At 75.1% G+C, this 24,352-nt stretch carries 24 protein-coding genes and 1 riboswitch; of the genes, 14 read left to right on the forward strand and 10 right to left on the reverse strand.

Going from position 1 to position 24,352, the window contains the following annotated elements:
- Positions 1 to 28: 28 nt before the first annotated feature.
- A complete protein-coding gene (locus ACI79K_RS02745) occupies positions 29 to 1,771 on the reverse strand; it encodes a class I adenylate-forming enzyme family protein (RefSeq protein ID WP_456598900.1) in 1,743 nt (580 codons plus the stop codon).
- An 83-nt stretch (positions 1,772 to 1,854) separates the two neighbouring features.
- Between ACI79K_RS02745 and ACI79K_RS02750 the strand changes: the two genes are divergently transcribed.
- Entirely contained in the window at positions 1,855 to 2,706 is an 852-nt protein-coding gene (locus ACI79K_RS02750) for a patatin-like phospholipase family protein (RefSeq protein ID WP_456587387.1), read from the forward strand.
- Positions 2,707 to 2,840: 134 nt separating this feature from the next.
- Positions 2,841 to 4,001 carry a glycerophosphodiester phosphodiesterase gene (locus tag ACI79K_RS02755; protein WP_456587388.1) on the forward strand — a complete coding sequence of 387 codons (1,161 nt, stop codon included), beginning with the start codon at positions 2,841 to 2,843 and terminating at the stop codon, positions 3,999 to 4,001.
- Between the two features lie 27 nt (positions 4,002 to 4,028).
- Here the strand turns inward: ACI79K_RS02755 and ACI79K_RS02760 are convergent, their stop codons facing one another.
- Entirely contained in the window at positions 4,029 to 4,673 is a 645-nt protein-coding gene (locus tag ACI79K_RS02760; RefSeq protein WP_456598901.1) for a hypothetical protein, read from the reverse strand.
- A 192-nt stretch (positions 4,674 to 4,865) separates the two neighbouring features.
- On the opposite strand from ACI79K_RS02760, the gene ACI79K_RS02765 reads away from it, so the two are divergent.
- Positions 4,866 to 6,053, forward strand: a complete 1,188-nt coding sequence (locus ACI79K_RS02765; protein WP_456587390.1) for a sensor histidine kinase — start codon at positions 4,866 to 4,868, stop codon at positions 6,051 to 6,053.
- A complete protein-coding gene (locus tag ACI79K_RS02770; protein WP_456596814.1) occupies positions 6,050 to 6,718 on the forward strand; it encodes a response regulator in 669 nt (222 codons plus the stop codon). Before ACI79K_RS02765 ends, ACI79K_RS02770 begins: the two co-directional genes overlap by 4 nt.
- Here ACI79K_RS02770 and ACI79K_RS02775 read toward each other — a convergent pair whose 3' ends face one another.
- Both ACI79K_RS02775 and ACI79K_RS02780 read right to left on the reverse strand, forming a co-directional pair.
- Complete coding sequence (locus tag ACI79K_RS02775; RefSeq protein WP_456598902.1) at positions 6,719 to 8,314, reverse strand: long-chain-fatty-acid--CoA ligase; 1,596 nt, start codon at positions 8,312 to 8,314, stop codon at positions 6,719 to 6,721.
- Between the two features lie 65 nt (positions 8,315 to 8,379).
- Positions 8,380 to 9,033, reverse strand: coding sequence for a TetR/AcrR family transcriptional regulator (locus tag ACI79K_RS02780; RefSeq protein WP_456598903.1), 654 nt, complete (start codon positions 9,031 to 9,033; stop codon positions 8,380 to 8,382).
- 107 nt (positions 9,034 to 9,140) lie between these two features.
- Between ACI79K_RS02780 and ACI79K_RS02785 the strand changes: the two genes are divergently transcribed.
- Genes ACI79K_RS02785 through ACI79K_RS02795 form a run of 3 tightly spaced genes read left to right on the forward strand, consistent with a single transcriptional unit; the run spans position 9,141 to position 12,249 of the window.
- Entirely contained in the window at positions 9,141 to 10,358 is a 1,218-nt protein-coding gene (locus ACI79K_RS02785) for an acyl-CoA dehydrogenase family protein (protein WP_456598904.1), read from the forward strand.
- Positions 10,355 to 11,353, forward strand: coding sequence for an acyl-CoA dehydrogenase family protein (locus tag ACI79K_RS02790; RefSeq protein WP_456587395.1), 999 nt, complete (start codon positions 10,355 to 10,357; stop codon positions 11,351 to 11,353). The genes ACI79K_RS02785 and ACI79K_RS02790 overlap by 4 nt, the downstream gene beginning before the upstream one ends.
- On the forward strand, positions 11,350 to 12,249 hold the full coding sequence (locus ACI79K_RS02795; protein WP_456598905.1) for an enoyl-CoA hydratase-related protein: 900 nt from the start codon (positions 11,350 to 11,352) through the stop codon (positions 12,247 to 12,249). The genes ACI79K_RS02790 and ACI79K_RS02795 overlap by 4 nt, the downstream gene beginning before the upstream one ends.
- Before the next feature lie 21 nt (positions 12,250 to 12,270).
- On the opposite strand, the gene ACI79K_RS02800 is transcribed toward ACI79K_RS02795, so the two are convergent.
- Together ACI79K_RS02800 and ACI79K_RS02805 are read right to left on the reverse strand one after the other, a co-directional pair.
- Entirely contained in the window at positions 12,271 to 12,720 is a 450-nt protein-coding gene (locus ACI79K_RS02800) for a hypothetical protein (protein WP_456587397.1), read from the reverse strand.
- A 53-nt stretch (positions 12,721 to 12,773) separates the two neighbouring features.
- The gene (locus ACI79K_RS02805) at positions 12,774 to 13,274 is read right to left on the reverse strand and encodes a MarR family winged helix-turn-helix transcriptional regulator (RefSeq protein WP_456587398.1); all 501 of its coding nucleotides are present in this window, start codon (positions 13,272 to 13,274) and stop codon (positions 12,774 to 12,776) included.
- Between the two features lie 88 nt (positions 13,275 to 13,362).
- Here ACI79K_RS02805 and ACI79K_RS02810 point away from each other — a divergent pair, with 88 nt between their 5' ends.
- Entirely contained in the window at positions 13,363 to 13,926 is a 564-nt protein-coding gene (locus ACI79K_RS02810; RefSeq protein ID WP_456587399.1) for a YceI family protein, read from the forward strand.
- A gap of 93 nt (positions 13,927 to 14,019) precedes the next feature.
- On the opposite strand, the gene ACI79K_RS02815 is transcribed toward ACI79K_RS02810, so the two are convergent.
- Complete coding sequence (locus ACI79K_RS02815; protein WP_456598906.1) at positions 14,020 to 14,547, reverse strand: GNAT family N-acetyltransferase; 528 nt, start codon at positions 14,545 to 14,547, stop codon at positions 14,020 to 14,022.
- Between the two features lie 66 nt (positions 14,548 to 14,613).
- Here ACI79K_RS02815 and ACI79K_RS02820 point away from each other — a divergent pair, with 66 nt between their 5' ends.
- Positions 14,614 to 14,955 (forward strand): hypothetical protein, encoded by a 342-nt coding sequence (locus ACI79K_RS02820; protein WP_456598907.1) that lies wholly within the window; start codon positions 14,614 to 14,616, stop codon positions 14,953 to 14,955.
- 101 nt (positions 14,956 to 15,056) lie between these two features.
- Complete coding sequence (gene typA / locus ACI79K_RS02825) at positions 15,057 to 16,949, forward strand: translational GTPase TypA (RefSeq protein WP_456587402.1); 1,893 nt, start codon at positions 15,057 to 15,059, stop codon at positions 16,947 to 16,949.
- 66 nt (positions 16,950 to 17,015) lie between these two features.
- Here typA and ACI79K_RS02830 read toward each other — a convergent pair whose 3' ends face one another.
- On the reverse strand, positions 17,016 to 17,822 hold the full coding sequence (locus ACI79K_RS02830) for a LysM peptidoglycan-binding domain-containing protein (protein ID WP_456598908.1): 807 nt from the start codon (positions 17,820 to 17,822) through the stop codon (positions 17,016 to 17,018).
- An 83-nt stretch (positions 17,823 to 17,905) separates the two neighbouring features.
- A riboswitch (cyclic di-AMP (ydaO/yuaA leader) is annotated at positions 17,906 to 17,999 on the reverse strand.
- Positions 18,000 to 18,378: 379 nt separating this feature from the next.
- On the opposite strand from ACI79K_RS02830, the gene ACI79K_RS02835 reads away from it, so the two are divergent.
- Positions 18,379 to 18,879, forward strand: a complete 501-nt coding sequence (locus ACI79K_RS02835; protein WP_456587404.1) for a DUF5994 family protein — start codon at positions 18,379 to 18,381, stop codon at positions 18,877 to 18,879.
- 78 nt (positions 18,880 to 18,957) lie between these two features.
- Positions 18,958 to 19,950, forward strand: a complete 993-nt coding sequence (locus ACI79K_RS02840; RefSeq protein ID WP_456598909.1) for an NAD-dependent epimerase/dehydratase family protein — start codon at positions 18,958 to 18,960, stop codon at positions 19,948 to 19,950.
- 31 nt (positions 19,951 to 19,981) lie between these two features.
- Here the strand turns inward: ACI79K_RS02840 and ACI79K_RS02845 are convergent, their stop codons facing one another.
- Together ACI79K_RS02845 and ACI79K_RS02850 are read right to left on the reverse strand one after the other, a co-directional pair.
- Positions 19,982 to 20,962 carry a sulfite exporter TauE/SafE family protein gene (locus ACI79K_RS02845; RefSeq protein WP_456598910.1) on the reverse strand — a complete coding sequence of 327 codons (981 nt, stop codon included), beginning with the start codon at positions 20,960 to 20,962 and terminating at the stop codon, positions 19,982 to 19,984.
- A 306-nt stretch (positions 20,963 to 21,268) separates the two neighbouring features.
- Positions 21,269 to 21,832, reverse strand: a complete 564-nt coding sequence (locus ACI79K_RS02850; RefSeq protein WP_456598911.1) for a sigma-70 family RNA polymerase sigma factor — start codon at positions 21,830 to 21,832, stop codon at positions 21,269 to 21,271.
- A 72-nt stretch (positions 21,833 to 21,904) separates the two neighbouring features.
- Here ACI79K_RS02850 and ACI79K_RS02855 point away from each other — a divergent pair, with 72 nt between their 5' ends.
- Together ACI79K_RS02855 and ACI79K_RS02860 are read left to right on the forward strand one after the other, a co-directional pair.
- On the forward strand, positions 21,905 to 22,549 hold the full coding sequence (locus ACI79K_RS02855; protein ID WP_456598912.1) for a zf-HC2 domain-containing protein: 645 nt from the start codon (positions 21,905 to 21,907) through the stop codon (positions 22,547 to 22,549).
- Positions 22,546 to 24,333 (forward strand): copper resistance CopC/CopD family protein, encoded by a 1,788-nt coding sequence (locus ACI79K_RS02860; protein WP_456598913.1) that lies wholly within the window; start codon positions 22,546 to 22,548, stop codon positions 24,331 to 24,333. Before ACI79K_RS02855 ends, ACI79K_RS02860 begins: the two co-directional genes overlap by 4 nt.
- The last annotated feature ends 19 nt before the right edge of the window (positions 24,334 to 24,352 follow it).

Consider the following 24,352-nt stretch of genomic DNA (forward strand, 5'->3'; position numbering starts at 1 on the left):
CGTTCGGGGTGCGGCGGCGCGCGTCGGCTCAGCCGCCGATGGCCTCGCGCTCGCGAGCGGCGAGCTCCCGCTTGAGCACCTTGCCGGCCGCCGAGACCGGGATCGCGTCGATGAAGCGCACGTCGCGCAGCCGCTTGTACGGGGTCACCTTGTCGTTGACGGCGGCCATGACCGACTCGGCGGTCAGCGCGGCGCCGTCCGCGTCGTCCTTGCGCACGACGTAGGCCACCGGCAGCTCCCCGACCTCGTCGTCGGGGCGGCCGACCACCGCCGCGCCGGCCACGCCGGGCACCCCGAACAGGATCTCCTCCAGCTCGCGGGGGAACACGTTGTAGCCCTTGTAGAGCAGCATGTCCTTGGTGCGGTCGACGATCGAGAGGTAGCCGTCGCCGTCGAGGATGCCCACGTCCCCGGAGTGGAACCAGCCGTCGGCGTCGATCGCGTCGGCCGTGGCCTCGGGGCGGTGCGCGTACCCGCGCATCACCTGCGGGCCCCGGATGCAGACCTCGCCCCGCTCACCGGTCGGCAGCGGGTCGCCGCCACCGATCGGGCGGATGGTGATCTCGGTGTCGAAGATCGGCACCCCGACCGTGCCCGGCTTGCGGGTGCCGGAGCGGAACGTCGGGTTGCCGGTGGCCATCATCGTGACCTCGGTGAGGCCGTAGCCCTCGCCGATCGTGGCGTTGGGCATCAGCGCCTGCATCCGCTCGATGAGCGAGACCGGCAGCGGCGCGGCGCCGCTGCTGATGCCGTGGACGTGCGACAGGTCCGCCTCGGTGAAGCCGGGCACCTGGAGCAGGGCCACGAAGACCGGCGGCGCGCCGCCGATCGTGGTGACCTCGTACCTGATCATGTCCTCGACGTACTTCACCGGGTCGAAGCGCATGTGGATGACGGTCATCGTGCCGCCCATGACCATGCCGTTGAGGTAGCCGATCGCACCCATGGCGTGGAACCACGGCGTGAGGTTGATGATCCGCGCCTCGCCCAGGCGGGTGGGGTACTCGTCGGGGCCGAGCACCTGCTCCAGCGTCACGTCGCCCTGCTCGTCGAGCAGGGGAACGGCGCCGGAGGTCCAGCAGCTGGACTGCAGCACGTTGGTGACGACGTTGCGGTGCGGCAGCTCCACGCCCTTGCTGACGCCCGTCGTCCCGCCGGTGTAGGCCAGGTGCGCGAGGTCGGTCGCGACGTCGAGGTCGGCGTCCAGGTGCCGGTCGGTGGGGTCGCCGGCCAGCAGGTCGGCGAGGTCGACGTCGCTGTCCTCGAGGCCGTCCAGCCGTGCGGCGAAGTCCAGGACGTGGGCCTCGCCGGTGACGACGACGGTCCGCACCGGGGTCTGGGCGAGCGCGCCGCGGACGAAGGGCAGCACCTGGTCCCAGGTCACCAGCACGGTCGCGCCGGCGTCGCTGAGCTGGGCGGCGAGGTCGGCGGCCGGGAGCAGCGGGTTGGTGGGGGAGAAGGTCGCGCCGGACAGCAGGATCCCGTAGTAGAGCGACGGGTACTGCCGGCAGTTGGGGATGTGGACGGCGACGACGTCACCTCGGCCGATCCCGTGGTCGGCCAGCCAGCCGGCGACCGCGTGCGCGCGAGCTCCCAACTCGGTGAAGGTCAGCGGCACGTCGTGGTCGACGAACGCCGTCCGGTCACCCCACCGGCGTACCGCGGCCCGCAGGATGGACCCCACCGGCACCGCCGGGTAGTCCAGGGACCGGGGCAGCCCGGGCGGCCAGCTGGCCGCGGTGGGTGTCGGGGCGGGCTGCACGGTCGTCATGCGTTTCCTCTCGTCGGGATGATCAGAGCCACAGGGTGGCCCAGCTCACAGCGCATGTCGAGGGGTCTGTGAGGATGAGTCGCATGAGCGACCAGCGCACCGCCCTCGTTCTCGGCGGCGGGGGCATCACCGGCATCGCCTGGGAGATCGGCGTGCTCGCCGGGCTGGCCGAGGCAGGGATCGACCTCACCGGCGCCGATCTCGTCGTCGGCACCTCGGCGGGCTCCGTCGTCGGCGCCCAGATCACCAGCGGGGCTCCGCTGGAGGAGATGTACGCCCGGCAGCTGGAGCCCCCGGTGCAGGAGAGGGTGGCCCGGATGACCCGCGGCAACCTGCTCCGCTACGGCTGGGCGATGGTCGCCAGCCGCGGCCGCGACGTGGAGTTCCGCCGCCGGATCGGCACCCTGGCGCTCGCGGCGGAGGCCGCCGGGGCGACGCCGACCGAGCAGGAGCGGCTGGACGTCATCGGTTCGCGGCTGGTCTCCCGCGACTGGCCGGACCGCGAGCTCGTCGTCACCGCGGTGGACGCCGCCACCGGCGAGTTCCGCACCTTCGACCGGAAGTCCGGCGTCCCGCTGGTGCAGGCCGTGGCCGCGAGCTGCGCGGTGCCCGGCGTCTACCCGCCGGTGACCATCGGCGATCGCCGGTACGTCGACGGCGGCATGCGCTCGGCCGCCAATGCCGACCTGGTGCAGGGATACGACCGGCTGGTCGTGCTCGCCCCCATCCCGCGCGGCGTCGGCCCGATGGCCAGCGTCGACGCGCAGGTCACCGGCATGGTGGCGCGGGTCGCTGTCGTCTCGCCGGACGAGGCCGCCCGCGCGGCGATCGGCCGCAACGTCCTCGACCCCGCCGCGCGGGAGCCCGCAGCGCGGGCCGGCCGGGCGCAGGCCGCGACCGTCGTGGCGCGCGTCGGCGAGGTCTGGGCCGGCTGAGCCGGCGACACGGGCACGCCACCAGCTCGTCACCCGGAGTTGTGGCGGGGGACCGCCTCCGGGCACCTGGCCTCGCTGGGATCACCTCGCGGAGCCGACGGCGACGGTCGCCGTCCGAGCCCGCGGGAGCCCCGATGTCCCGAGTACGCCGCCTGCGTGCCACGGTCGCCGCCGTCGCGGTCGCCGTCCCCCTGTCCCTCGCCGTCCCGGCGGCCGTCCCCGCGACCGCCGCGCCGAAGCCGCCGGCCCCCGAGCCCGCCACCGCCCTCGCCGACGACCTGCTCGTCGTGGGTCACCGCGGCGCCTCGGGCTACCGGCCGGAGCACACCCTCGCGGCCTACGAGCTCGCCGCCCGCATGGGTGCCGACTACATCGAGCCCGACGTGGTGAGCACCAAGGACGGTGTCCTCGTCGCCCGCCACGAGAACGAGATCTCCGGGACCACGGACGTCGCGAGCCGGCCGGAGTTCGCCGACCGCCGCACGACCAAGGTCATCGACGGGGTGGAGCTCACCGGCTGGTTCACCGAGGACTTCACCCTCGCCGAGCTGCGCACCCTCCGGGCTGTCGAGCGGCTGCCCGAGGTGCGTGAGGAGAACACCCTCTACGACGGCCTCTACCAGGTGCCGACCCTCGACGAGGTGCTCGAGCTGCGGGCGCGGCTCACGAAGGAGCTGCGCCGCGAGATCGGCGTCTACGTCGAGACCAAGCACCCCACCTACTTCGACTCCATCGGCCTCTCCCTCGAGGAGCCGCTGATGGCCGACCTGCGCGAGGCGCGGGTGCACAAGCACCACTCGCCGGTGTTCATCCAGTCCTTCGAGACGACGAACCTGCGCGAGCTGGAGGAGCAGGGGGTGCGGGTGCCGCTGGTGCAGCTGCTGTCGGGTTCCGGGCAGCCCTACGACCTCACCGTCGCCGGTGACCCGCGCACCTACGCCGACCTCACGACCGCCGAGGGGCTGCAGGAGATCGCCGAGTACGCCGAGGGCGTGGGCCCGGACAAGAACCTGGTCATCCCGCGCAACCCCGACGGCACGCTCGGCACCCCGACCGCGCTGGTCGACGACGCGCACCAGGCCGGCCTGCTGGTGCACCCGTACACGTTCCGCAACGAGAACGTCTTCCTGCCCCCGGCGCTGCGCGACGGCGTCGCGCCCGACGACTACGGCCGGGCGCTGGAGGAGCAGACCGCCTTCTGGGAGGCCGGCATCGACGGGATGTTCACCGACAACCCGGACACCGGCGTCGTCTCCCGCGAGCTGTTCGTGACCGGCGAGGCCCCCGCGGCCTGAGCCGGACCGTCGTGCCGCGAACCGGCCTCAGTGCCGGCGCCAGAGCCACACGCCGACGCCCGCGAACCAGAAGGCCATCAGGTAGGTGACCGCCCAGCCCACCGGGGGCAGCAGAAGACCCGCGGCGAAGACGGCGCTGACGATCGTCAGCGCACGGGAGGTGCCGCGGGCGGCCACCGCCACGGCGATGAGGAACCCTGCTCCCACCCAGGCGGCCATCGGGTGGACGACGTTCATCACGATCAGCCCTGTCTCCGCGCCCGTCGGGGTCACCCCTCCACCCAGCACCCGGGTGCCCACGACCACCGCCGCCGCCAGCGAGGTGAAGGTCGCGGCCAGCAGCAGCACGTGGCCGGCGCCGAGAACCGGCAGCAGCCGCACGGCCGCGGTTTCGCCGGAGCGCCCCAGCCGCCGGGCCAGTGCGCCGGCCACCGCGGTGGCGAGGAGCGCGTAACCGCCGAGCAGGGTCGCGGCGAGCGTGACCGGTGCGTTGCCGAGCGCCGCCGCGGCCTCCTGGGCGTTCCCGGCCCCCGCCAGCGGGTCGCCGAGGACGACGGCGGCCGCGGCGAAGGCGCCCAGCGCGCCGATGCCGGCCACGGCCGGGACGGGTGAGCCGTGCTGCACCCCGGCCGGGTCGCTGGTGGCCGTGGCGGTGGGGGTGGACGTGGTCATGGCGGTTCCTCCTGGTGGTGGGCGCGCGGTCCGCGCCGTCGGGCCCACGCTGGCGGCCGCGGCCCGGCACGCCGTCCCCCTCCGGGCCGATCCCGGGGTCGGGGCGTCGCCGGGGCATCCCCCGCGAGGCAGACCCCGCATCGGTCGTCGGAGGGACCCGCCGGGCGCCGGAACGGTCCTACGCTGCCCGCCATGCGAGGCGTGCTGAGCAGGTGGCGGGCCCTCCCGGTGCCGGTGCGCGACGGCGTGCTCGCCGTCGGGCTCACGGTCGCCGGTCAGGTCGAGCTGCTCGCGGCCGACGAGCTCGGCGGTCCGCGCGGCCTGCAGCACGTGGCCTTCGCCGTCATGACGGCGAGCCTGGTGGCGCGGCGTGCCAGGCCGGTGGGTGCCGCCGTCGTCGGCGCAGCGGGGCTCGCCTTCCAGACGGTCCTGGGGGAGGCGCCCGCCGTCGCCGGTTTCGTGGCCGTCCTCGTCCTGACCTACTCGGTGGCCCAGTACGCCGACCGCCGCCGGGACGCCGTCCTCGGGCTGCTCGCCGTCCTGGCCGCCGTGCAGGTCTACCCGTTCGTCGCCGACCGACCGGTGAACGCCGCGGACGAGGTGGCCAACATGGCGATCCCGGTCGTCGTCTGGGTGTTCGCCCGGCTGGCCCGCGAACGGCTGGACCGGGCGGTCGCGGCCGAGCGCGAGGCCGTCGCGGCGCGGGAACGCGAGCGCCGGCAGGAGGCCGAGCGGGCGGGTGCTCTGGCCGCCGAGCGCCGCCGGATCGCCCGCGAGATGCACGACGTCGTCGGGCACGGGGTCACGCTGATGCTCCTGCACGCCGAGGCCGCGCAGGCCAGCCTGGGCGCTCGGGAGCCGGCCACGGCCCGGGCGCTGGACGTCGTGCTCGCGTCCGGCCGCACGGCCCTCGACGACCTGCACCGGATGCTGCGCGTGCTGCGGGAGCACCCGGAGGAAGGGCCCGCGGACCCGTTGCCCGGCTCGATCGCCGCCATCGAAGAGCTCGTCGTGGCGGCGCGCGCGGCCGGGCGGGACGTCGAGATGACGGCGGACGGCGCCGTGCCCCCGCTGCCGGCCGCCGTGGAGGCGACCGCCTACCGGATCGTGCAGGAGTCGCTGACCAACGCGCTCCGCCACGCCCCCGGCGCGCCGATCAGCGTGGTGCTCGAGTTCGCCGCCGAGGCGCTGACGGTCGAGGTGTCCGACGACGGCCCGGGAGGCGGCGATCCCGGGCGGGCGGGGCACGGCCTGCTGGGTCTCCGGGAGCGCGTGGCCCTCTTCGACGGCTGCCTGACCGCCGGGCCGCGGGCCGACGGGACCGGCTGGACCATCCGCGCGGTGCTGCCGGTCCCGGTGCCGGAGCATGCGGCGGTATGAGCGTCCGGGTGCTGCTGGCCGACGACGAGGCCCTCGTGCGGGCCGGGCTGCGGATGATCCTGGAGGCCGAGGCCGGGCTGGAGGTCGTCGGGGAGGCCGGTGACGGGGTCGACGCCGTGGGCCTGTGCCGGCAGCTGCGCCCCGACGTCGCGCTGGTCGACGTCCGGATGCCCCGCCTGGACGGCATCCAGGCCGCCCGCCGCATCTGCGCCGACCCCGCGGCGGCGACGGCGGTGGTCATGCTGACGACGTTCGACGCCGACGAGCACCTGGTGGAGGCCCTGCGCGCCGGGGCGGCCGGGTTCCTGCTCAAGTCGATGCCGCGCGAGCAGCTGGTCGCCGCCGTCCGCTCGGCCGGTACCGGTGACGTGCTGCTCGCGCCCAGCCTGCTCCGCCGCCTGCTCGACGACCACGTGCGGCGGGTCGGTCCGACCCTGGCACGGGCACCCGGCCTCGACCGGCTGACCGCGCGCGAGGAGGAGGTCCTGCGGCTGGTCGCCCGGGGCCTGTCCAACGCCGAGATCGCCGACCGCCTCGTGCTGGGCGAGGGCACGGTGAAGACCCACGTGGCACGCGTGCTCGCCAAGCTGGGGGTCCGGGACCGGGTGCAGGCGGTGGTGGTCGCCTACGAGTCGGGGCTGGTGCGTCCCGGGCAGGCCGACTGACTAGACGACCGGCTCGGCGACCAGGGAGCCCGCCGAGTGTTCCTGGCGCAGGGCGGTCTTGAGCACCTTGCCGCTCGGGTTGCGCGGCAGCGCCCCGACCACCGAGTACTCCCGCGGGTTCTTGTAGCGGGCCAGCCGCTCACGGCACCAGGCGCCGAGCTCCTCGGAGGTGGGCGGGTCGGCCACGTCGCGCGGGGCCACGACGGCCAGCGGCGCCTCGCCGTACCGGCTGTCGGGGACGCCGATCAGCGCGACCTCCGCGACCTTCGGGTGGGCGGCCAGGACGTTCTCCACCTCGGCGCAGTAGATGTTCTCCCCGCCGGAGATGATCATGTCCTTCTTGCGGTCGACGACGTAGAAGTAGCCGTCCTCGTCCTGGCGCACCAGGTCGCCGGAGTGGAACCAGCCGCCGGCGAAGGCCTCCGCGGTCGCCTCCGGCTTGTTCCAGTACTCCTTCATCACCATCGGGCTGCGGTAGACGATCTCGCCGACCTCGCCCCGCGGGACGTCCTCCATCGCCTCGTCGACCACCCGGACCTCGACGTTGAGGATCGGCGTGCCGACCGAGCCGATCTTGCGCACCGAGTCCTCCCCGCGCAGCAGGCAGGTGACGGGGCTGCACTCGGTCTGGCCGAACGCGGTGACCACCTCCGCCTGCGGGAAGGCGTCGATCAGCGCGCGGAGCAGCGTCGTGGAGGCGGGGGCCGCGCCCCAGGAGACCCGCCGCAGCGACGAGAGGTCGCGGGAGGCGAGGTCGGGGACGGCGAGCACGGCGGCCCACATCGCGGGCACGAGGAAGATGCTGGAGACCTTCTCCCGCTCCATCATGTCCAGCGTCGCGGCCGGGTCGAAGGCGCCCGACTTGATGATCACGTGGACGCCGCCGAGGAGCAGCGGGGGCAGCCCGCCGGCGAGGCCCGCGATGTGGAACAGCGGCGCGCCGGGCACGCCCACCCGGTCGTCGGGGTCCCAGCCCAGCGTCGTGATCTGGCTGAACGCGTGCAGGAGCAGGTTCCGGTGGGTGAGCACCGCGCCCTTGGGGCGGCCGGTCGTGCCCGACGTGTACATGATGAACGCCGGCTCGTCCTCGTCGACCACGACGTCGAGCGGGTCGGTGCCGGCGGCGGCGAGCGCCGTCTCGTAGTCCTCGCTGCCCGGGCCGGCGTCGCCGCCGCCGACCACCAGGGCGGCGGCGACGTCCGGCGCCTGCTCGCGCGCCTTGGCGGCGACCTCCGCCAGCGGCGCGTCCACGACCAGCGCGACGGCGCCGGAGTCGGTGAGCACGTAGGCGACCTCGTCGGCCACCAGCCGGAAGTTCACCGGGACGACGATCGCGCCCAGCCGGACGCCGGCGAGGTAGGACTCCCACCCCTCCATGCCGTTGAGGGTCAGGACGGCGACGCGGTCACCGGTGCCGACCCCGCGCTGCCGCAGCGCCCGGGCCAGTCGGGTGACGCGATCGTCCAGCTCCGCGTAGCTGCGCCCCGTCCCCTCGAAGCGCAGCGCCGTCGAGTCCGGTGTCGCGCGGGCCCAGCGGGCCAGCTGGTCGCTCAGGGTCATGCCCCGGCCCTGCAGGGGAGGGATCTCGACGGTCACGGGTTGCTCCTCGACGTCCGACGCGGGTGTGATCTGCGTCATGGTGGCGACCGAGGGCGGAGCGGTCAACCCTGACTGTCGAGGGCGAGCAGCCGCGCGGCGAGGCGCTTCCAGAGGGCCAGGTGCGGGTCGGTGGCGGCAGGTCGGTCCTCGAACGCGTAGACCAGCGCCACGCCCCGCATACTCGTGAAGAGCAGCTCGCAGAGGTCGGCGTAGGTGGCGGCGCCGGCGATCTCCGGCCCCCAGATGCCGTCGGCCACCGCGGCGATGGACGCCCGCAGCCGCCGCTCCTCCCCGCGCAGGGCCGCGCGCAGTGCGGGGTCGGTGCGCGCCGCCGTCCAGAGCTCCATCGCCGCCCAGAACGGGGGCTCCTGGAACGTCGCCCACATCAGGTCGATCGCCCGCTCCACCCGCTCCCGCCCGGTCGGCTCGTCCTCCATCAGCGCGGCGGCCCGGCGACGGACCTCGTCCAGTTGGGTCGTGGACAGGTGCTCGGCGGCGGCGGCGAGCAGCTCGGCGCGGGAGGGGAAGTGGTGCAGCAGCCGGCCGCGCGAGACCCCGGCCCGGGCCTGGACGGCGAGCGTCGAGGCGCCCGCGAACCCGTCCTCCACCAGGCAGGCCACGGCCGCGTCGAGGATCAGCAGGCGGCTGTCGGCGGTCCGCTCCGAGCGCGAGCGGGGCCCGGCAGCGGCGCGGTCGGCGACGGGCTCTGCGCTCATCCGCGGAACAGTAGGCCGTGTGCGGGGCCCGGAACAGTCACCGTTGACCGTTCCGGGTGACGCCTGTCACGCTGCGGCCGACCCACTCACCGACGAGAGGCGTGCCCGTGGACTTCGACGACAGCCCCGACGAGGCCGAGTACCGGGCGCGGGTGCGCGCCCTGCTCGAGGAGCACGCCGGCGAGCTGCTGCACCTCGCGCCGGGGCAGGAGGGGATCGACGCCCGCACCCACGAGGCCGAGATGCGCCGCACCCAGCGGGTGCTCGCCGAGGCCGGCCTGGTCGGCGTCACCTGGCCCCGGGAGTACGGCGGGCAGGGCGGCACGCTCGTGCAGCAGGCGATCGTCGGCCAGGAGCTCGCCCGGGCCCGGGTGCCGGGGCTGATCAACCACATCGGCATCGGCATGTGCGGGCCCACCGTCATCGCTCACGGCAGCCAGGAGCAGCGCGAGCGCTACCTCGCCCCGCTGCTGCGCGCCGACGAGGTGTGGTGCCAGCTGTTCAGCGAGCCGGCGTCGGGCTCGGACCTCGCCGCGCTGCGCACCACCGCCGTCCGCGACGGCGACGACTGGGTCGTCAACGGGCAGAAGGTGTGGACGACGCTGGCGCACGTCGCCGACTTCGGCATCCTGCTCACCCGCACCGAACCGGAGAAGCCCAAGCACGCCGGACTGACCATGTTCGTCGTCGACATGCACGCCCCGGGCGTGACGGTGCGCCCGCTGCGCCAGATGGGCGGCCAGGCGGACTTCAACGAGGTCTTCTTCGACGACGTCCGCATCCCCGACTCGGAGCGGCTCGGCGAGCCCGGCGAGGGGTGGCGGGTCGCGCTCACCACGCTGATGAACGAGCGGGTGGCCATCGGCGGGGCCGGTGGCGCCATCGGGGCGCCGGTGGAGGAGTTCGCCCAGCACGCGCGGGAGCGGCTGCCGCGGCTGGACCCCGAGCGGCAGGTGCTGGCCCGCCAGGCGGTCGGGCGGGCGGTGGTCGCGGCGCTCGCCGCCCGCTACACCGGGTACCGGCGGCTGACCGTGCTCAGCCAGGGCGGCATCCCGGGGCCCGAGGCCAGTGCCGGGAAGCTCGCCGGCACCGAGGCCGGTCTGCTGATGGCCGACGCCGGGGTGCGGCTGCTGGGCGACGAGGCCGTGTACGCCACCGCCGACGGCGACGACCGCTGGCAGCGGACCCAGTCGTGGCTGCCCGGCATCAGCATCGCCGGGGGCACCGACCAGGTGCTGCGCAACATCCTCGGCGAGCGGGTGCTGGGCCTGCCGCCGGAGCCGCGCAGCGACAAGGCCGGGCCTTTCTCGGGAGGGACGCGATGAACTTCGACCTCGACGCCGACCAGCGCGACATCGCCGACGGCGCCCGGGACTTCTACCGGGGCAACGCCTCGCCGGCCGCCGCGCGCGCCGGGCTGGAGGGCGGCGGGCTGGAACCCGGCCGCAAGGCGCTGGCCGACATCGGTTTCCTCGGCATCACGGTCCCGGAGTCCGCCGGGGGCTCCGGGCGCCCGCTGCTGGACCTCGCCGTCGTGGCCGAGCAGGGCGGCGCGGTCCTGGCCGCGCCCTCGCTGGTCACCGCCGCCCGCGCCGCGGTGCTGCTCGGCGACGCGCCCGACCTGGCCGCGCAGCTGGCCGACGGGTCGACGGGGTTCGCCGTGCTGGACGGGGCCGTCGACGGCTCCGCGCCGTCGGTCGACGCCGCGGACGCCACCCTGTTCCTGGGGCTGGACGGTGCGGACCTGGTCGTCGGCGAGGGCGAGGTCGTGCCCGGCCGCCCGCTGGACGCCACCCGCGGGCTGGCCTCCGTCCGGCTGACCTCCCGCCGCGTGCTGACCCCGGACGCCGGCGAGCTGTGGGCCCGCGCCCGGCAGGTGGGCGCGGTCGTCATGGCCGCGGAGGACCTGGGCGGCGCCGAGCGGTGCGTGCAGCTCGGCGTGGCCTACGCCCAGGAGCGGGAGGCGTTCGGCCGCCGGATCGGCTCCTACCAGGCGATCAAGCACATGCTGGTCGACGCCTGGGTCGGCGTGGAGCAGCTGCGCTCCCTGGTCTGGTGGGCGGCGTGGGCGGCCGACTGCAACCCCGCGGAGCTGCCGCTCGCGGCGGCGGCGGCCAAGGCATGCGCGGCGGCGACCTTCGAGCGCGCCGCCAGCACCCTGATCCAGGTGCACGGCGGCATCGGGTTCACCTGGGAGCACGACGCGCACCTGTACTGGCGGCGGGCGAAGGTGGACCGGCTGCTGCTCGGGGACGAGGCCGAGCACCTCGACGCCGTCGCCCGGCTCGCCGTCACCGGAGCCCTGGGCGCGGGGCGATGACCGGCGACCTCACCGAGCTGCGGTACGAGGTGGCCGACGGCGTCGCGACGGTGACGCTGCACCGGCCGGACCGGCTCAACGCGTTCACCCTCACGATGGCCGACGAGCTCGCCCGCGTGGCGGCGGCCGCCGACGCCGACGACGACGTCCGCGTGGTGGTCGTGACCGGGTCGGGGCGGGCGTTCTGCGCCGGGGCCGACCTCGGCGGCGGAAAGGACACCTTCTCCGACCGGCGCACCCGGGAGCGGCCGCCGGGTCCGCTCAGCGAGGACATCGGTGGCTTCCCCCGGGACGCCGGGGGAGTGGCCTCGCTGCCCTTCGCCGCGCTGCGCAAGCCGGTGATCGCTGCGGTCAACGGCCCGGCCGTGGGCATCGGCGCGACGCTCACCCTGCCCATGGACGTCCGGATCGCCGCGAAGTCGGCGCGCTTCGGGTTCGTGTTCGGTCGCGTCGGCATCGTGCCCGAGGCGGCGTCCTCCTGGTTCCTGCCCCGGGTGGTGGGCATCAGCCAGGCCATGGAGTGGGTCGCGACCGGGCGGGTGTTCGACGCCGCGGAGGCGCTGCGCGGCCGGCTGGTGTCCCGCGTGGTGCCCGACGACGAGCTGCTGCCGACCGCCTACGGGCTGGCCCAGGAGATCGTGGCGAACACCAGCGGGGTCGCCGTCGGCGCGGCCCGGCAGCTGCTCTGGTCGATGCTCGGTGCGTCCTCGCCCTGGGACGCCCACCGCGCGGAGTCCCGGGCGCTGGTCGAGCTGGGAGAGGGGCCGGACCCGGCCGAGGGGGTGGCCGCCTTCCTGGAGAAGCGGCCGCCGCGCTTCCCCGGCCGCCTGCCCGACGGCGCCGTCGCGGGCGTGCCGCGCTGGCCGCTGCCCCCGGACGACGTCGGGCGCGCCTAGCAGGCCCGCCCACCTCGGTCGCTACTCGGTGGGCAGGGCCAGGTTCGGCCCGGCGATCTCCCAACCGGGTCGGAGCTCGCCGTCGAAGTCGTCCGGCAACAGCGTCGCGGCGCCGCGCTCGACGTCCGCGCCGCCCACCTCGACCCAGACTCCTCGCTCGGCGAAGGTGTCGTCGTCCGTGCAGGACGAGCCGGTCACCCAGTTCTCGCCTTCGACGGAGCCCACGAGCACCACGACGCACCAGGGGTGGTCGGCCGCGCCCCGGCCGGCGTAGACCTGAGCGCCGTCCGCCTCGGCGACGTGACGCAGGTCGTCGACCCCCTCCGGCACCTCGACGCCGTCCGGGACGGCGTCCTCGGCCGTCGCCGACCGGTCGAGCACGGCGAGCTCGGGTGCTGCCGGGCCGCCGCATCCGGTGAGCAGCAGCACGGTGCCGGCGACGAGGGCGGTCCTCCTGCTGCGCGGTTCCATGAGGAGACCCTAGGGGCGGCGTGGGGTCGGCCGGTGCGACGAGGCCGGGCGCCTCAGGGCATCCGCATCGGGTCCAGGTGGCGCAGCAGCGTCTCGCCGAGGTCGCGCATGGCGACCACCTGCGCGGGGGAGAGCTGGTCGAACAGCTCGCGCCGGACGCCCTCGACGTGCACCGGCGCCGCACCCTCCAGGGCGGCGAACCCTTCGTCGGTGAGGACGGCGAGCTGGCCGCGCCCGTCCTCGGCGCACACCTGCCGGCGCACCCAGCCGCGTTCCTCCAGCCGCGAGACGGCGTGCGACAGCCGGCTCCGGGAGGAGAGGCACCGGTCGGCCAGCTCGCTCATCCGCATCATGCGCTCGGGCGCCTCGGAGAGGGCGACGAGGATCTCGTAGTAGGCGTGCGAGATGCCGGTGCGGTGGCTGAGTTCGCGGTCGAGCCGGTCGAGCAGGAGCTGGGCGCTGTAGAGCCAGGCGCGCCACGCCTTCTGCTCCTCGGGATCGAGCCAGCGCGGCTCACCCGTGGGGAGGGACTCCGACGACACCGACATGGTCATGGGCACAGAATACTGGCGGAATAGTCAAGCGCTCAACTACGCTGACGCCAGACATCGCACCGCCACGCAGGACCACCAGGGAGGCACCATGACCAGCAGCACCAGCGTCCAGATCCCCGGCTACATCGCCGGCACCTGGGACATCGACGCCAGCCACTCCACCGTCGGCTTCTCCGTCCGCCACATGATGGTGAGCAAGGTCCGCGGCTACTTCCGCGAGTTCTCCGGCGAGATCGTCACCGCCGAGGACCCGACGCAGTCCAGCGTCACCGCCACGGTGGACATGGACTCGATCGACACCCGGCAGGAGCAGCGGGACGCGCACATCAAGTCCGCCGACTTCTTCGACGTCGGCAACCACACCGTGATGACCTTCCGCTCCACCGCTGTGAAGACCGACGGTGCCGACTGGACCGTCGAGGGCGACCTCACCATCAAGGGCATCACCAAGCCGGTCGTCCTGGCGCTCGAGCTGAACGGCTTCGGCCCGGACGCCTACGGCGGCACCCGCGCCGGCTTCAGCGCCAAGACCGAGATCTCCCGCAAGGAGTACGGCGTCGACATCGACATGCCGATGGACGGCGGCGGCGTCGTCGTCGGCGACAAGATCAACGTCGAGCTCGAGATCGAGGCCGTGCTCCGCACCGCGTAAGGACCCCTCTGCCCCCGCGCAGGGGGCCGCTCCAGCACGTCGCGAGGGCCCCGGACGGTTCGCCGTCCGGGGCCCTCTGCGTCGGTCGGGGGGCTACGCCATCGCAGGGTTCAGCACCTGGAACAGGACGTGGTCCTGCCAGCGCCCGGCGATCCGGAGGTAGTGCGGTGCCACCCCGTACCGCTCGAACCCGTTGCGCTGGAGCACCCGCTGGGACGCCGCGTTGTGCAGCAGCGTGCCGGCCTCCACGCGGTGCAGGGCGAGGTCGGTGAACGCCCGGCGCAGCATCTCGGCGACGGCGCGGGTGGCCAGCCCGCGGCCGTTGGCGGCCGAGGCGACCCAGTAGCCGAGGCTGCCGGACTGGAAGGCCCCGCGCACGACGTTGTTCAGCGTGATCCGCCCGACCACCGCGCCGGAGTCGTCCAGGATGACGCAGGGGAGCGCGAGCCCGGCGTCGTGCCGCTCGAGGGCCGCCCGGACGTCGGTCCGCTGACCCGCCTCGGTGTACCACCGCTCGTCGCGGGCCGGTTCCCAGGGCGCCTGGAACTCCCGGTCCGCGCGGACGAGGTGGGTGAGGACCGGGGCGTCGTCGAGGGCCAGGAGGCGGGTCCGTGCGTACACCCCCGCGACCATGCCAGGCGGCCGGGCGGCGCCGCGGTCGACTCCTCGACAGGGACACTGGGGGACATGTCGACCTCCGCCCTCGCCCGGATCCCCGCCTCGCTCCTGGTCGCCGTCGGCCTCGCCGCCGGCTTCGGCATCGCCCAGGGCACCGGCGTCCGGGCGCTCGGCGGCGCGGTGTTCGCCGCCTGTGGGGTCGGTGCCGCCTGGATCGCCGCCCGACGGCGGGGCACCGCCGTCACCGCGGGGCTCGCCGCCCTCTACGTCGGCGCCTTCGTGCTCGCGCACGTGCTCGCCCTGGGCGCCGGTCTCCCCGCCTGGTTCGCGGTGAGTCTGGTCACTGTCGCCGCGGCCGGGGCCACCTACGGGGTGGTCGACAAGCAGCGAGAGGCGGTGTCCGCGCACTGAGCACCTAGAGTGTAGGGAAGGTCGGGGCCCCGAAGGCTGTTGACCTGATGCCCGCGCGCGTCCGCGCGGCGCGCCCCCGAGCTCCCGAGGTGCCCTTCCGCATGCCCACCCGCAACGACCTGCGCAACGTGGCGATCGTCGCCCACGTCGACCACGGCAAGACAACCCTGGTCGACGCCCTCCTCCGCCAGGCCGGCGCGCTCGGCCGCGCCAAGGGCGAGGGGACGGACAACGACTCCACGCAGGACCGCGTGATGGACTCGATGGACCTCGAGCGCGAGCGCGGCATCACCATCCTCGCGAAGAACACCGCGATCCGCCTGGCGGACGAGGACGGCAACCCCGTCGTCGTCAACATCGTCGACACCCCCGGCCACGCCGACTTCGGTGGCGAGGTCGAGCGCGGCCTCTCCATGGTCGACGGAGTCGTGCTGCTGGTCGACGCCTCCGAGGGCCCGCTCCCGCAGACCCGCTTCGTGCTGCGCAAGGCGCTCGGCAAGGGGATGCCGGTCATCCTCGCGGTCAACAAGACCGACCGCTCCGACGCCCGCATCGAAGAGGTCGTCGACGAGTGCTACGAGCTGTTCATGGAGCTCATGGAGGACGCCGGCATGGACGCCGACGCCCTCGAGTTCCCGATCGTCTACTGCAACGGCCGCACCGGGCAGGCGTCGCTGACCAAGCCCGAGAACGGCACCGTCCCCGACAGCCCGGACCTCGGCCCGCTGGTGAAGACGCTGCTGGACACGATCCCGGCGCCGGAGTACGACGCCGAGGAGCCGCTGCGCGCGCAGGTCACCAACCTCGACGCCTCGCCGTTCCTGGGTCGCCTGGCGCTGCTGCGCATCCACTCCGGTGAGATGAAGCGCGGCCAGCAGGTCGCCTGGTGCAAGGTCGACGGCACGATCAAGAACGTCAAGATCACCGAGCTGCTGGTCACCGAGGGTCTGACCCGGACGCCGGCCGAGAGCGCCGGCCCCGGCGACCTGGTCGCCATCGCCGGCATCGAGGACATCATGATCGGCGACACCCTCGCCGACCCGAACGACCCGCGGCCGCTGCCCCCGCTGACCGTCGACGAGCCCTCGATCTCGATCACCATCGGGATCAACACCTCGCCGCTGTCGGGCAAGTCGGGCAAGAAGCTCACCGCCCGCCTGATCAAGAACCGCCTCGACCAGGAGCTGGTCGGCAACGTCAGCGTGCGGATGCTGCCCACCGACCGCCCCGACACCTGGGAGATGCAGGGCCGTGGCGAGCTGGCGCTGGCCATCCTCGTCGAGCAGCTGCGCCGCGAGGAGTTCGAGCTCACCGTCGGCCGGCCCACCGTCGTCACCAAGGAGATCGACGGCAAGCTGCACGAGCCCGTCGAGCGGGTCACCATCGACACCCCCGGCGAGTACGTCGGCACCCTGACCCAGGCTCTCGCGGTGCGCCGCGGCCGGCTGGAGAACCTGGTGCACCACGACACCGGCTGGGCGCGGATGGAGTACGTCGTCCCCTCCCGCGGCCTCATCGGGTTCCGCACCGAGTTCCTGACCGAGACCCGCGGCACCGGCGTGCTGAACAGCAACCTCGAGGGCTACGAGCCGTGGCTGGGCGACATGCGCGCCCGGCCGACCGGCTCGCTGGTCGCCGACCGCCAGGGCGTGGCGACGACCTACTCGATGTTCTCGCTGCAGGAGCGTGGCCAGCTCATGGTCCAGCCGGGCACCGAGGTCTACGAGGGCATGATCGTGGGTGAGAACTCCCGTCCGGACGACATGGACGTGAACATCACCAAGGAGAAGAAGCTCACCAACATGCGCAAGTCCACCTCCGAGGAGCTGGAGCGGCTGATCCCGCCGAGGATCCTCAACCTGGAGCAGGCGCTGGAGTTCTGTGCCGAGGACGAGTGCGTGGAGGTCACGCCGGCCGGCGTCCGCATCCGCAAGGTGGTGCTCGACCAGACCGAGCGCGGCAAGGCCAAGAACCGCAAGCCCAAGCCCAGCTGATCCGCCCATGACGCAGCGAGCCCCTGCCCGGTGATCCGGGCAGGGGCTCGCTGCGTCATGGGGCCGTTACGGCGCCGGCACGAAGGCCACGTGCGGGTGGTCCATGTGGTTGGCGGTGGGGGAGCCGCGGTCCTCCATGGGCTGCCAGGCCCAGCCCGTCCACGTCCCGGCGATCTGCTGCTGCCAGATCACGTACTCGACGCCGAGGCGCGCCGCGTTGTCGATGACGTACTGGCTGAGCGCGTCGCCCGTGGCCCGGTCGTCGTAGACCATGAAGTCGGCGGCGCGGCCCTCCGACGGGCTGTGGCCGGGGCGGGTGAGCACCGTCGGGATGCCGAACTCCGCGGCGACCTCCGCGACGGCGGGGCGCACGTGCGGTTCCCACGCGCCGTAGGCGGCGGTGTCGAGGGCCGGCCGGTCCGCGGCGCGGCTGGCACGCTCCGGGGCCGCCGAGGGGCCGCCGACGAGGGTGAGTCGCTGCCCGACGCGCAGCACGTTCGGGTCCGCCCCGATGACCTCGAGGTTGAGGGCGTGCACGTCCTGCCAGGTGGTGCCGTGGCGGGCGGCGATGCCGCCCAGCGTGTCGCCCGGCTGCACCACGTACTCGCCGCCGGCGGGGGCGGGGGCGGCAGGGGCGGCGCCCGATCCGCCGATGACGAGGACCTGCCCGACGCGCAGGACGTTCGGGTCGGCGCCGATGGTGGCGAGGTTGTCGGCGTGGATGGTCTGCCACGAGGTGCCGTGGGCGGCCGCGAGCCCGCCCAGCGTGTCACCGGGGACGACCGTGTGCTCCCCGGGGTGGGCCTGTGCCGGACCGGCGATCGCGAGGGAGGCGGCCGCGGCGGCCGCGAGGACCACGGCCGGACGTGCCATGGCCGCCGCCGCCGCGGAGGTGCGGGTGGAGCGACCGGGTCGTGCCGTGCGGTGCTTGAGCATGGGGAAGCCTCTCGCCGCCTGCGGGGTTAGCTGTCGGGTTCGGGCGAGAGCTGCCCGGCCGCGTGCTGCGGCTTCACCCCGAGGCCGAGGGCCAGGATCTCGTGGGTTCCCCGCGCCTGCCCGTCGTGTGCACGGGTCCGGTGGCGGTGGGCAGGTTCGGCGGTCCGCCATCCGGGCCCACCCGTTGGTGGACGCAGCACGGTAGGCAGACCGCCGTCCCCGACGGCAAGGCCGCGGAGCCTCCATCGCGGGCGGCCCCGCGCGGACTGACTCGCCGTGGCCCGCCCCCGACTGCCCGTGTGCGGTGCTCGTACCGGCGGCGCACGGTCCGCGGCGCGGGCTCCGTGCTCGTCGGGTCACGAATCGTGATGACTGGCCGAAGCGGTCCGACGCGCCCGCCACGCCGTCGAGGAGTCTCGCCTCGCACCCGTCCTACGTTGACCTCGGAGCCGTCTCCCCGGCTCCCTGGGAAGAGGAAGGCGGCCGAACGCTCATGGCGACGATCACCCGTACGGTTCCGGCGATCGAGGGCTTCCGGGGTGGCATCGACGTCCGGGTGAGCCTGCGCGCCGACGCCGGATCGGGCGGTTCGGCGTTCGACGGTGCGTGGTTCCCGCGGAGCCGGGACCTCGCCGTGGAGCTGCCGGAGCTGATCGCGGCGCTGGAGCGGCGTGGTGTGCGGGTGGAGCGGTTCACCTACGCCCTCGACGCCTGGGAGCCGGCCCCCCGCAAGCTGGAGGTGCTGGGCCGCACGGTCCGCGCCGGCGGCTTCCGGAGCATGGACCCGCAGGTCGTCTGCCTCACCTGGGCCGGGGGGAACCGCCGGGCCGACCTACTGGTCGTCCCGCCGGAGACGGACGTCCTCACCGGCGCCCGGGCGCTGCGGCTGTGCACCCGGCGGGGCCTGCCGTCCTCGCCCCAGATGGTGCTCGCCGCGGCCCGTTCCACGCCCCTTCCGCAGGTGCCCACGCTGCCGGTGTCCCGCGCGGTGTAACGCTCGTCCGCCGACGGCGGATCCGCTGCCGGCGAACTGCCTGGACGCGCGGGCGCCGACCGGGCTGGAGTGCTCGGCATGAGACTCCTCGTCCTCGGCGGCACCCACTTCCTCGGCCGGCACGTGGTGGAGGCCGCGCTCGCTCGCGGGCACGACGTCGCCACCTTCACCCGGGGCCTGACGGGTCCGCCGCCGGAGGGCGCGCGGGCGCTGCACGGCGACCGCGACGACCCCGGCGCGCTGCCGCGCGCGCTGGGGGAGTGGGAGCCCGAGCTCGTCGTCGACACCTCCTGCCAGACCCGGGCCGCCGCCCGCAACGCCGCTGCGGCGCTGGGCGGGGTCCGCTCCTACGTCTTCGTGAGCAGCCTCAACGCGTACCGCAACTGGCCGCCGGGGCCGCTCGGCCCGGAGGACGGCGAGCCGACCTGGGACACCGAGGACGACGAGTACGGGCCCATCAAGGCCTTCGGCGAGCGGGAGCTCGCCGCCGCCGTCGGTGGCCGCTTCCTCGCCGCCCGTGCCGGCCTGATCGTCGGCCCCTCCGACCCGATCCACCGCCTCGGCTGGTGGCTGGAGCGCATCGCGAGCGGCGGTCGGGTGGTCGTCCCGGCCGAGGGCGTCGCCCAGCCGATCGCGCTGGTCGACGCCCGTGACCTGGCCGCCTGGCTGGTGGACATGGCCGGGCAGGGCCGCACCGGTGCGGTCAACGCCACGGGGCCGGCGGGCATGACGACCCTGGGCGGCCTGCTCGAGCTCTGCCGGGTCGTCACCGGGAGCGCGGCGGAGTGGGTACCGGTGCCCGAGGCCGACCTCCTCGCCGCCGGCGTCCAGGAGTGGCTGCACCTGCCGCTGTGGCTGCGCCACGAGGTCGCCCGCACCGCCTGGGACGTCGACACCACCCGGGCCGCCGAGCTCGGGCTGGCCACGCGGGCGCTGGAGGCGACCGTCGCCGACACCTGGGCGTGGCTGCGCACGCACGAGCGGCCGGCGCCGCCGGCGCACCGCCCCGCCGACCAGCCCGGACCCGGCCTCCCGGCCGAGCTGGAGGCCTTCCTGCTGGCCGGCCGCTAGGAGCAGCCGGCGGGTGCCGTGCGGCGCCCTGTCAGTCGCGGGGGGCGCTGGGCCGGCCCGCGCCGACCGGGACCTCGCGGGAGTCGGTGGCGTCGGCGGCCACGTTCTGCTCGGCCACCTCGGCGAGGGCGTCGGCCGACTCCAGCCGCGTGTCCCGCCGGTACTGGCGGTAGGAGTGGACGACGGCCAGCACCCAGACGACCGCGAGCACTGCGTAGACCAGGGCGCTGACGGCGTCGCCGGCGCCCACCCAGTCGCTGCGCAGCAGCGTGCGGGTGTTGGTGATCACGATCATCCCGCCGACCAGGGAGCCCAGCATGCGCGGCGGGATGTGCCGCACCAGCCACGCGGCGATCGGCGCGGCGACGAGGCCGCCGGCGAGCAGCCCGGCGACCCACAGGGGGTCGATGCCCGCCGAGCCCAGCGCCATCAGGAAGCCGAGGCTCGCTGCCAGCGCGACGAGGAACTCGGAGGTGTCGATCGAGCCGATGACCTTGCGCGGCTCCATGCGGCCGCTGGCCAGCAGCGCCGGCGTGCCGACCGGTCCCCAGCCGCCGCCCCCGGTGGCGTCGACGAAGCCGGCCACCAGCCCCAGGGGGGTGAGGAAGCGCCGGCGGATGGGCTTGCCGACGTTCCGCCGGTCGATGCCGCGCAGCGTGAAGCGCACCAGGATGTAGACGCCCAGCGAGACCAGGATCAGCGACATGACCGGCGCCGCGACCGACGTCGAGAGGCCGGACAGGAAGTGGGCGCCGGCGAACGCCCCGACCGCACCGGGCACTCCGACCTTGGCGACGACCTTCCAGTCGACGTTGCCGAACTTCCAGTGCGAGAGCCCCGAGGCGAGCGTGGTGCCGATCTCGGCGAGGTGGATGGTCGCCGACGCCGCGGCCGGGTTGGTGCCGATGGCCAGCAGCAGGGTCGTCGAGGTGACGCCGTAGGCCATGCCGAGGCTGCCGTCGACGAGCTGGGCACCGAACCCGGCGAGGGCGAGCAGGATCAGGGTCTTCACGGGCACTGGCTCCGGGGTCTCAGGACGCGGGCGCGCAGCGGCGACCGCGTGAGGCGAGGGCGAGACGTGGTGGCGCCGGGGAGGCGCGGGGGCTCAGCAGCCCGGACAGGCGGCGGTGCAGACGCGCAGCAGGTCGACGTGCCGGCGGCTCACCAGGAGCAGCATCGTCGTCCGCGTCACGGCGCAATGTCTACCAGATCGATGCACTTAGGCGCAGATCCGGTCCCGACGCGTGGGACGGCGGTGGCGGGTGCGCGCGATGGGCCCGTTGTGGCACGGCGAGGTGCGGGTGCCGGCGCCGCGCGCTCAGCTGTGCGCGGTCTCGCCCGGGCCGGCGTCCTCGCGCACCGCAGCGAGGGACTCCACGAGGTCGGCCCGGGCCCGCGCCACCCGGGAGCGGATGGTGCCGACGGGGCACCCGGCGACCTCCGCGGCCTCGGCGTAGGGCAGTCCCAGCAGCTGCGTCAGCACGAACGCCTCGCGCCGGTCGGGGGGCAGCCGGGCCAGCAGGTCGGCGACCGCGGCGCCCTCGCCGACGGCGTCCGCGGCGCCCGGCGGGGCCAGCAGTTCCAGGTCGGCGGAGTCCCGGACCAGGGTCAGCCGGCGCCGGCGGCGGGACTTCAGCGCGTCGGCGCAGACCCGGCGGGCGATGGCCAGCAGCCAGGTGCGGACCGAGGACCGGCCCTCGAAGCGGTGCAGGGAGCCGAACGCCCGCAGGTAGGTCTCCTGCGTCAGGTCGTCGGCGGAGGCCCGGTCGCCGAGCGCGGCGCAGAGCCGCCAGACGTCGGACTGCGTCTCCCGCACGAGGGTGGCCGCAGCCAGCGGGTCGCCGTCGGCGGCGTCCGCGGCCAGGCGTGCCAGGTCGTCCATGTCCTCGTCAGCGTGTCGCAGGTCACCCGGGAGGCCCGGAACCGGGCGATGCCCGGCGGCGACTAATCAACCATGTCCTGCCACACCTGCCGCGAGGCGCTCTCCGCGCGGCTCGACGGCGAGCCGCTCGGGATGCCCGCCGACGAGCTCGACGCGCACCTCGCCACGTGCCGCGGGTGCGCGGCCTGGGCCGCCGCCGCCGAGCGCGTGACCCGCCGGGCGCGGCTGGCGCCGGCCCCGTCGGTGCCCGACCTCACTGCGAGCGTCCTCTCGGCGCTGCCGCGCGAGCTCCCGGGTGCGCGGGCGGCCGCGCGCGCCCGGCTGGCGGACACGGCGGTGCGGCTGGCGCTGCTCGCCGTCGGGGTGGCGCAGGCGACGCTGGCCTGGCCGGTGCTCGCCTCCGGCGCCGGCGCGATGAGCGCCCCGGTGCACATGGCCCGGGAGAGCGGCGCCTGGAACCTGGCGCTGGCCGCGGCGTTCCTGGCCGTCGCGGCCGGTCCGCGGCTGGCGGCCGGCGGGCTGCCCTTCCTGGGTTCCTTCGTGGCCCTGCTGCTCCCGGTGACGGTTGCCGACCTGCAGGCCGGGCACGTGCACACCGACCGGGCGCTGGCCCACCTGCTGCTCGTGGCCGGCACGGCGCTGGTGGCGACCGTCGCGTGGCGGGGCCGCCGGCACCGTTCCGTCCCCGCGGTCGCCGACCGGCGGGTGACCGCGTGAGGCGCACCGCCCTCCTGCTCGCGCTGCTGGTTCTCGGCTGGTTCGGTGCGGGCATCGGCACGGCCGGTCCTGCGGCCGCGCACGCCACGCTGGTCTCCACGACGCCGGGGGAGGGCGCGCGGCTCGACGCCGCGCCCGACGAGGTGACCCTGCGGTTCTCCGAGGGCGTCTCGCTGGGCGCCGGGTACGCCCGGGTCCTCGGCGCCGACCAGCAGCGGGTGGACGCCGGGAACGCCTCCGTCGACGGCGACGTCGTCACCGTCCCGTTGCGCGGGGACCTGCCCGACGGCGGCTACCTCGTCACCTACCGGGTGGTCTCGGCCGACTCGCACCCGGTTTCCGGTGCCTTCTCCTTCGTCGTCGGCGACGGGGAGCTGCTGGGCGCCGACGCGGCGGACGCGGCGGCGGCGACCGACCCGGTCGTCGGACTGCTGCTGCCCGTGGCGCGCTGGGTGGGCTACGCCGGGCTGGCGCTGGCGCTCGGGGTGCCCGTGCTGGTCGCCACCTGCTGGCCGACCGGGCGGGGCACCGCGCGGCTGCGGCGCATGGCCCTCGGCGGGGCCGCCGCGGTCGCCCTCTCCGCGGCCACCGGGTTCCTCCTGCAGGGCCCCTATGCCGCGGGCGCGGGGCTCGGCGCGATCGCCGACCCCGCGCTGCTCGGCGCCACGGCGCGGACGGGCGCGGGCTGGTCCGCCCTCGCGCGCGTCGCCCTGGCCGTCGCCCTGCTGCTGGCGCTGCGCCGGGCCTGGCGGGCTGCCGCACCACCGGGGCGGGGGACCGCCGTCGGGGTGGCGGCCCTGGGCGGCGGCCTGGTCCTGGCGACCGCGGCGGTCGGCCACCCGGTCGCCGAACCGTGGCCGGTCCTGGCCGTGCTGGTCGCGGCGGTGCACGCGGGGGCGATGGCGGTCTGGCTCGGCGGGCTCGCCGGCCTGCTCGCCGCCGCGGTGCGGCCGGGCGCCGCACCGGGCGACGTGGCCGCCGCCCTCCCACGGTTCTCCCGGCTGGCGTTCGGCGCGGTCGTGGCGCTCGTCGTGTCCGGGATCGTGCAGTCGGTGCGGGAGGTCGCGTCCCCCACCGCACTGGTGGAGACGACGTACGGCCGTCTGCTCGCGGTCAAGCTGCTGCTCGTGGTGGTCGTCCTCGCCGCGGCCGGGATCTCCCGGGTGTGGGTGCAGCAGCGGCTGGGTGTCCGCCGTCCCCCGCGACGCCGGACGACGACCGTGCACGCGTTCGCCGCCGCGACCGCCGCCGCGGGCCGGGCCGAGCCCGCCCCTGCGGCGGTGGCGGCCGCGGGGGAGCGGGAGCAGGCCCAGGCGGAGGCCGCGGTCGAGCACCTGCCGGCGTTGCGGCGCTCACTGCTCGTGGAGGCGGTGCTGGCCGCCGTCGTCCTCGCGCTGTCGGCGGTGCTGGTCGCGACGCCGCCGGCCCGGACGGCGCTGGCCCAGCCGGTGGAGGTCGTGCTCCCCCTGCAGAGCGGCTCCGGCGCCACCTCGGGCAGCGTGCAGATGACGGTCGAGCCCGCGCGCCCCGGCCCGAACACGCTGCACCTCTACCTCTTCGACGACGACGGCCGGCTCGCGCAGCCGGCCGAGATCCGGGTGACCCTCACCGAGCGGAGCCAGGAGATCGGTCCGCTGGAGATCGCCCTGCAGCCCGCCGGCCCCGGTCACTTCGTCGGCGACGGCATGTCGATCCCGGGCGCCGGCACCTGGACGCTCACCGCCACCGTCCGGCTCGACGAGTTCACCGCCCTCACCGCGGCCACGGACTTCCCCGTGCGCTGACCTCCCGCCCCCCGTCCGA

This window comes from Blastococcus sp. SYSU DS0616, from assembly GCF_054051015.1.

Excerpts from the sequence above, each read along its gene's own strand:
- ACI79K_RS02765 (WP_456587390.1), top strand. The coding sequence starts at position 4,866 with ATGCGAGGCGTGCTGAGCAGGTGGCGGGCCCTCCCGGTGCCGGTGCGC.
- ACI79K_RS02770 (WP_456596814.1), top strand. The coding sequence starts at position 6,050 with ATGAGCGTCCGGGTGCTGCTGGCCGACGACGAGGCCCTCGTGCGGGCC.
- ACI79K_RS02820 (WP_456598907.1), top strand. The coding sequence starts at position 14,614 with ATGTCGACCTCCGCCCTCGCCCGGATCCCCGCCTCGCTCCTGGTCGCC.
- ACI79K_RS02830 (WP_456598908.1), bottom strand. The coding sequence starts at position 17,822 with ATGGCACGTCCGGCCGTGGTCCTCGCGGCCGCCGCGGCCGCCTCCCTC.
- ACI79K_RS02755 (WP_456587388.1), top strand. The coding sequence starts at position 2,841 with ATGTCCCGAGTACGCCGCCTGCGTGCCACGGTCGCCGCCGTCGCGGTC.
- ACI79K_RS02795 (WP_456598905.1), top strand. The coding sequence starts at position 11,350 with ATGACCGGCGACCTCACCGAGCTGCGGTACGAGGTGGCCGACGGCGTC.
- ACI79K_RS02850 (WP_456598911.1), bottom strand. The coding sequence starts at position 21,832 with ATGGACGACCTGGCACGCCTGGCCGCGGACGCCGCCGACGGCGACCCG.
- ACI79K_RS02800 (WP_456587397.1), bottom strand. The coding sequence starts at position 12,720 with ATGGAACCGCGCAGCAGGAGGACCGCCCTCGTCGCCGGCACCGTGCTG.
- ACI79K_RS02835 (WP_456587404.1), top strand. The coding sequence starts at position 18,379 with ATGGCGACGATCACCCGTACGGTTCCGGCGATCGAGGGCTTCCGGGGT.
- ACI79K_RS02790 (WP_456587395.1), top strand. The coding sequence starts at position 10,355 with ATGAACTTCGACCTCGACGCCGACCAGCGCGACATCGCCGACGGCGCC.
- ACI79K_RS02810 (WP_456587399.1), top strand. The coding sequence starts at position 13,363 with ATGACCAGCAGCACCAGCGTCCAGATCCCCGGCTACATCGCCGGCACC.
- ACI79K_RS02780 (WP_456598903.1), bottom strand. The coding sequence starts at position 9,033 with ATGAGCGCAGAGCCCGTCGCCGACCGCGCCGCTGCCGGGCCCCGCTCG.
- ACI79K_RS02750 (WP_456587387.1), top strand. The coding sequence starts at position 1,855 with ATGAGCGACCAGCGCACCGCCCTCGTTCTCGGCGGCGGGGGCATCACC.
- ACI79K_RS02760 (WP_456598901.1), bottom strand. The coding sequence starts at position 4,673 with ATGACCACGTCCACCCCCACCGCCACGGCCACCAGCGACCCGGCCGGG.
- ACI79K_RS02745 (WP_456598900.1), bottom strand. The coding sequence starts at position 1,771 with ATGACGACCGTGCAGCCCGCCCCGACACCCACCGCGGCCAGCTGGCCG.
- ACI79K_RS02840 (WP_456598909.1), top strand. The coding sequence starts at position 18,958 with ATGAGACTCCTCGTCCTCGGCGGCACCCACTTCCTCGGCCGGCACGTG.
- ACI79K_RS02855 (WP_456598912.1), top strand. The coding sequence starts at position 21,905 with ATGTCCTGCCACACCTGCCGCGAGGCGCTCTCCGCGCGGCTCGACGGC.
- typA (WP_456587402.1), top strand. The coding sequence starts at position 15,057 with ATGCCCACCCGCAACGACCTGCGCAACGTGGCGATCGTCGCCCACGTC.
- ACI79K_RS02805 (WP_456587398.1), bottom strand. The coding sequence starts at position 13,274 with ATGACCATGTCGGTGTCGTCGGAGTCCCTCCCCACGGGTGAGCCGCGC.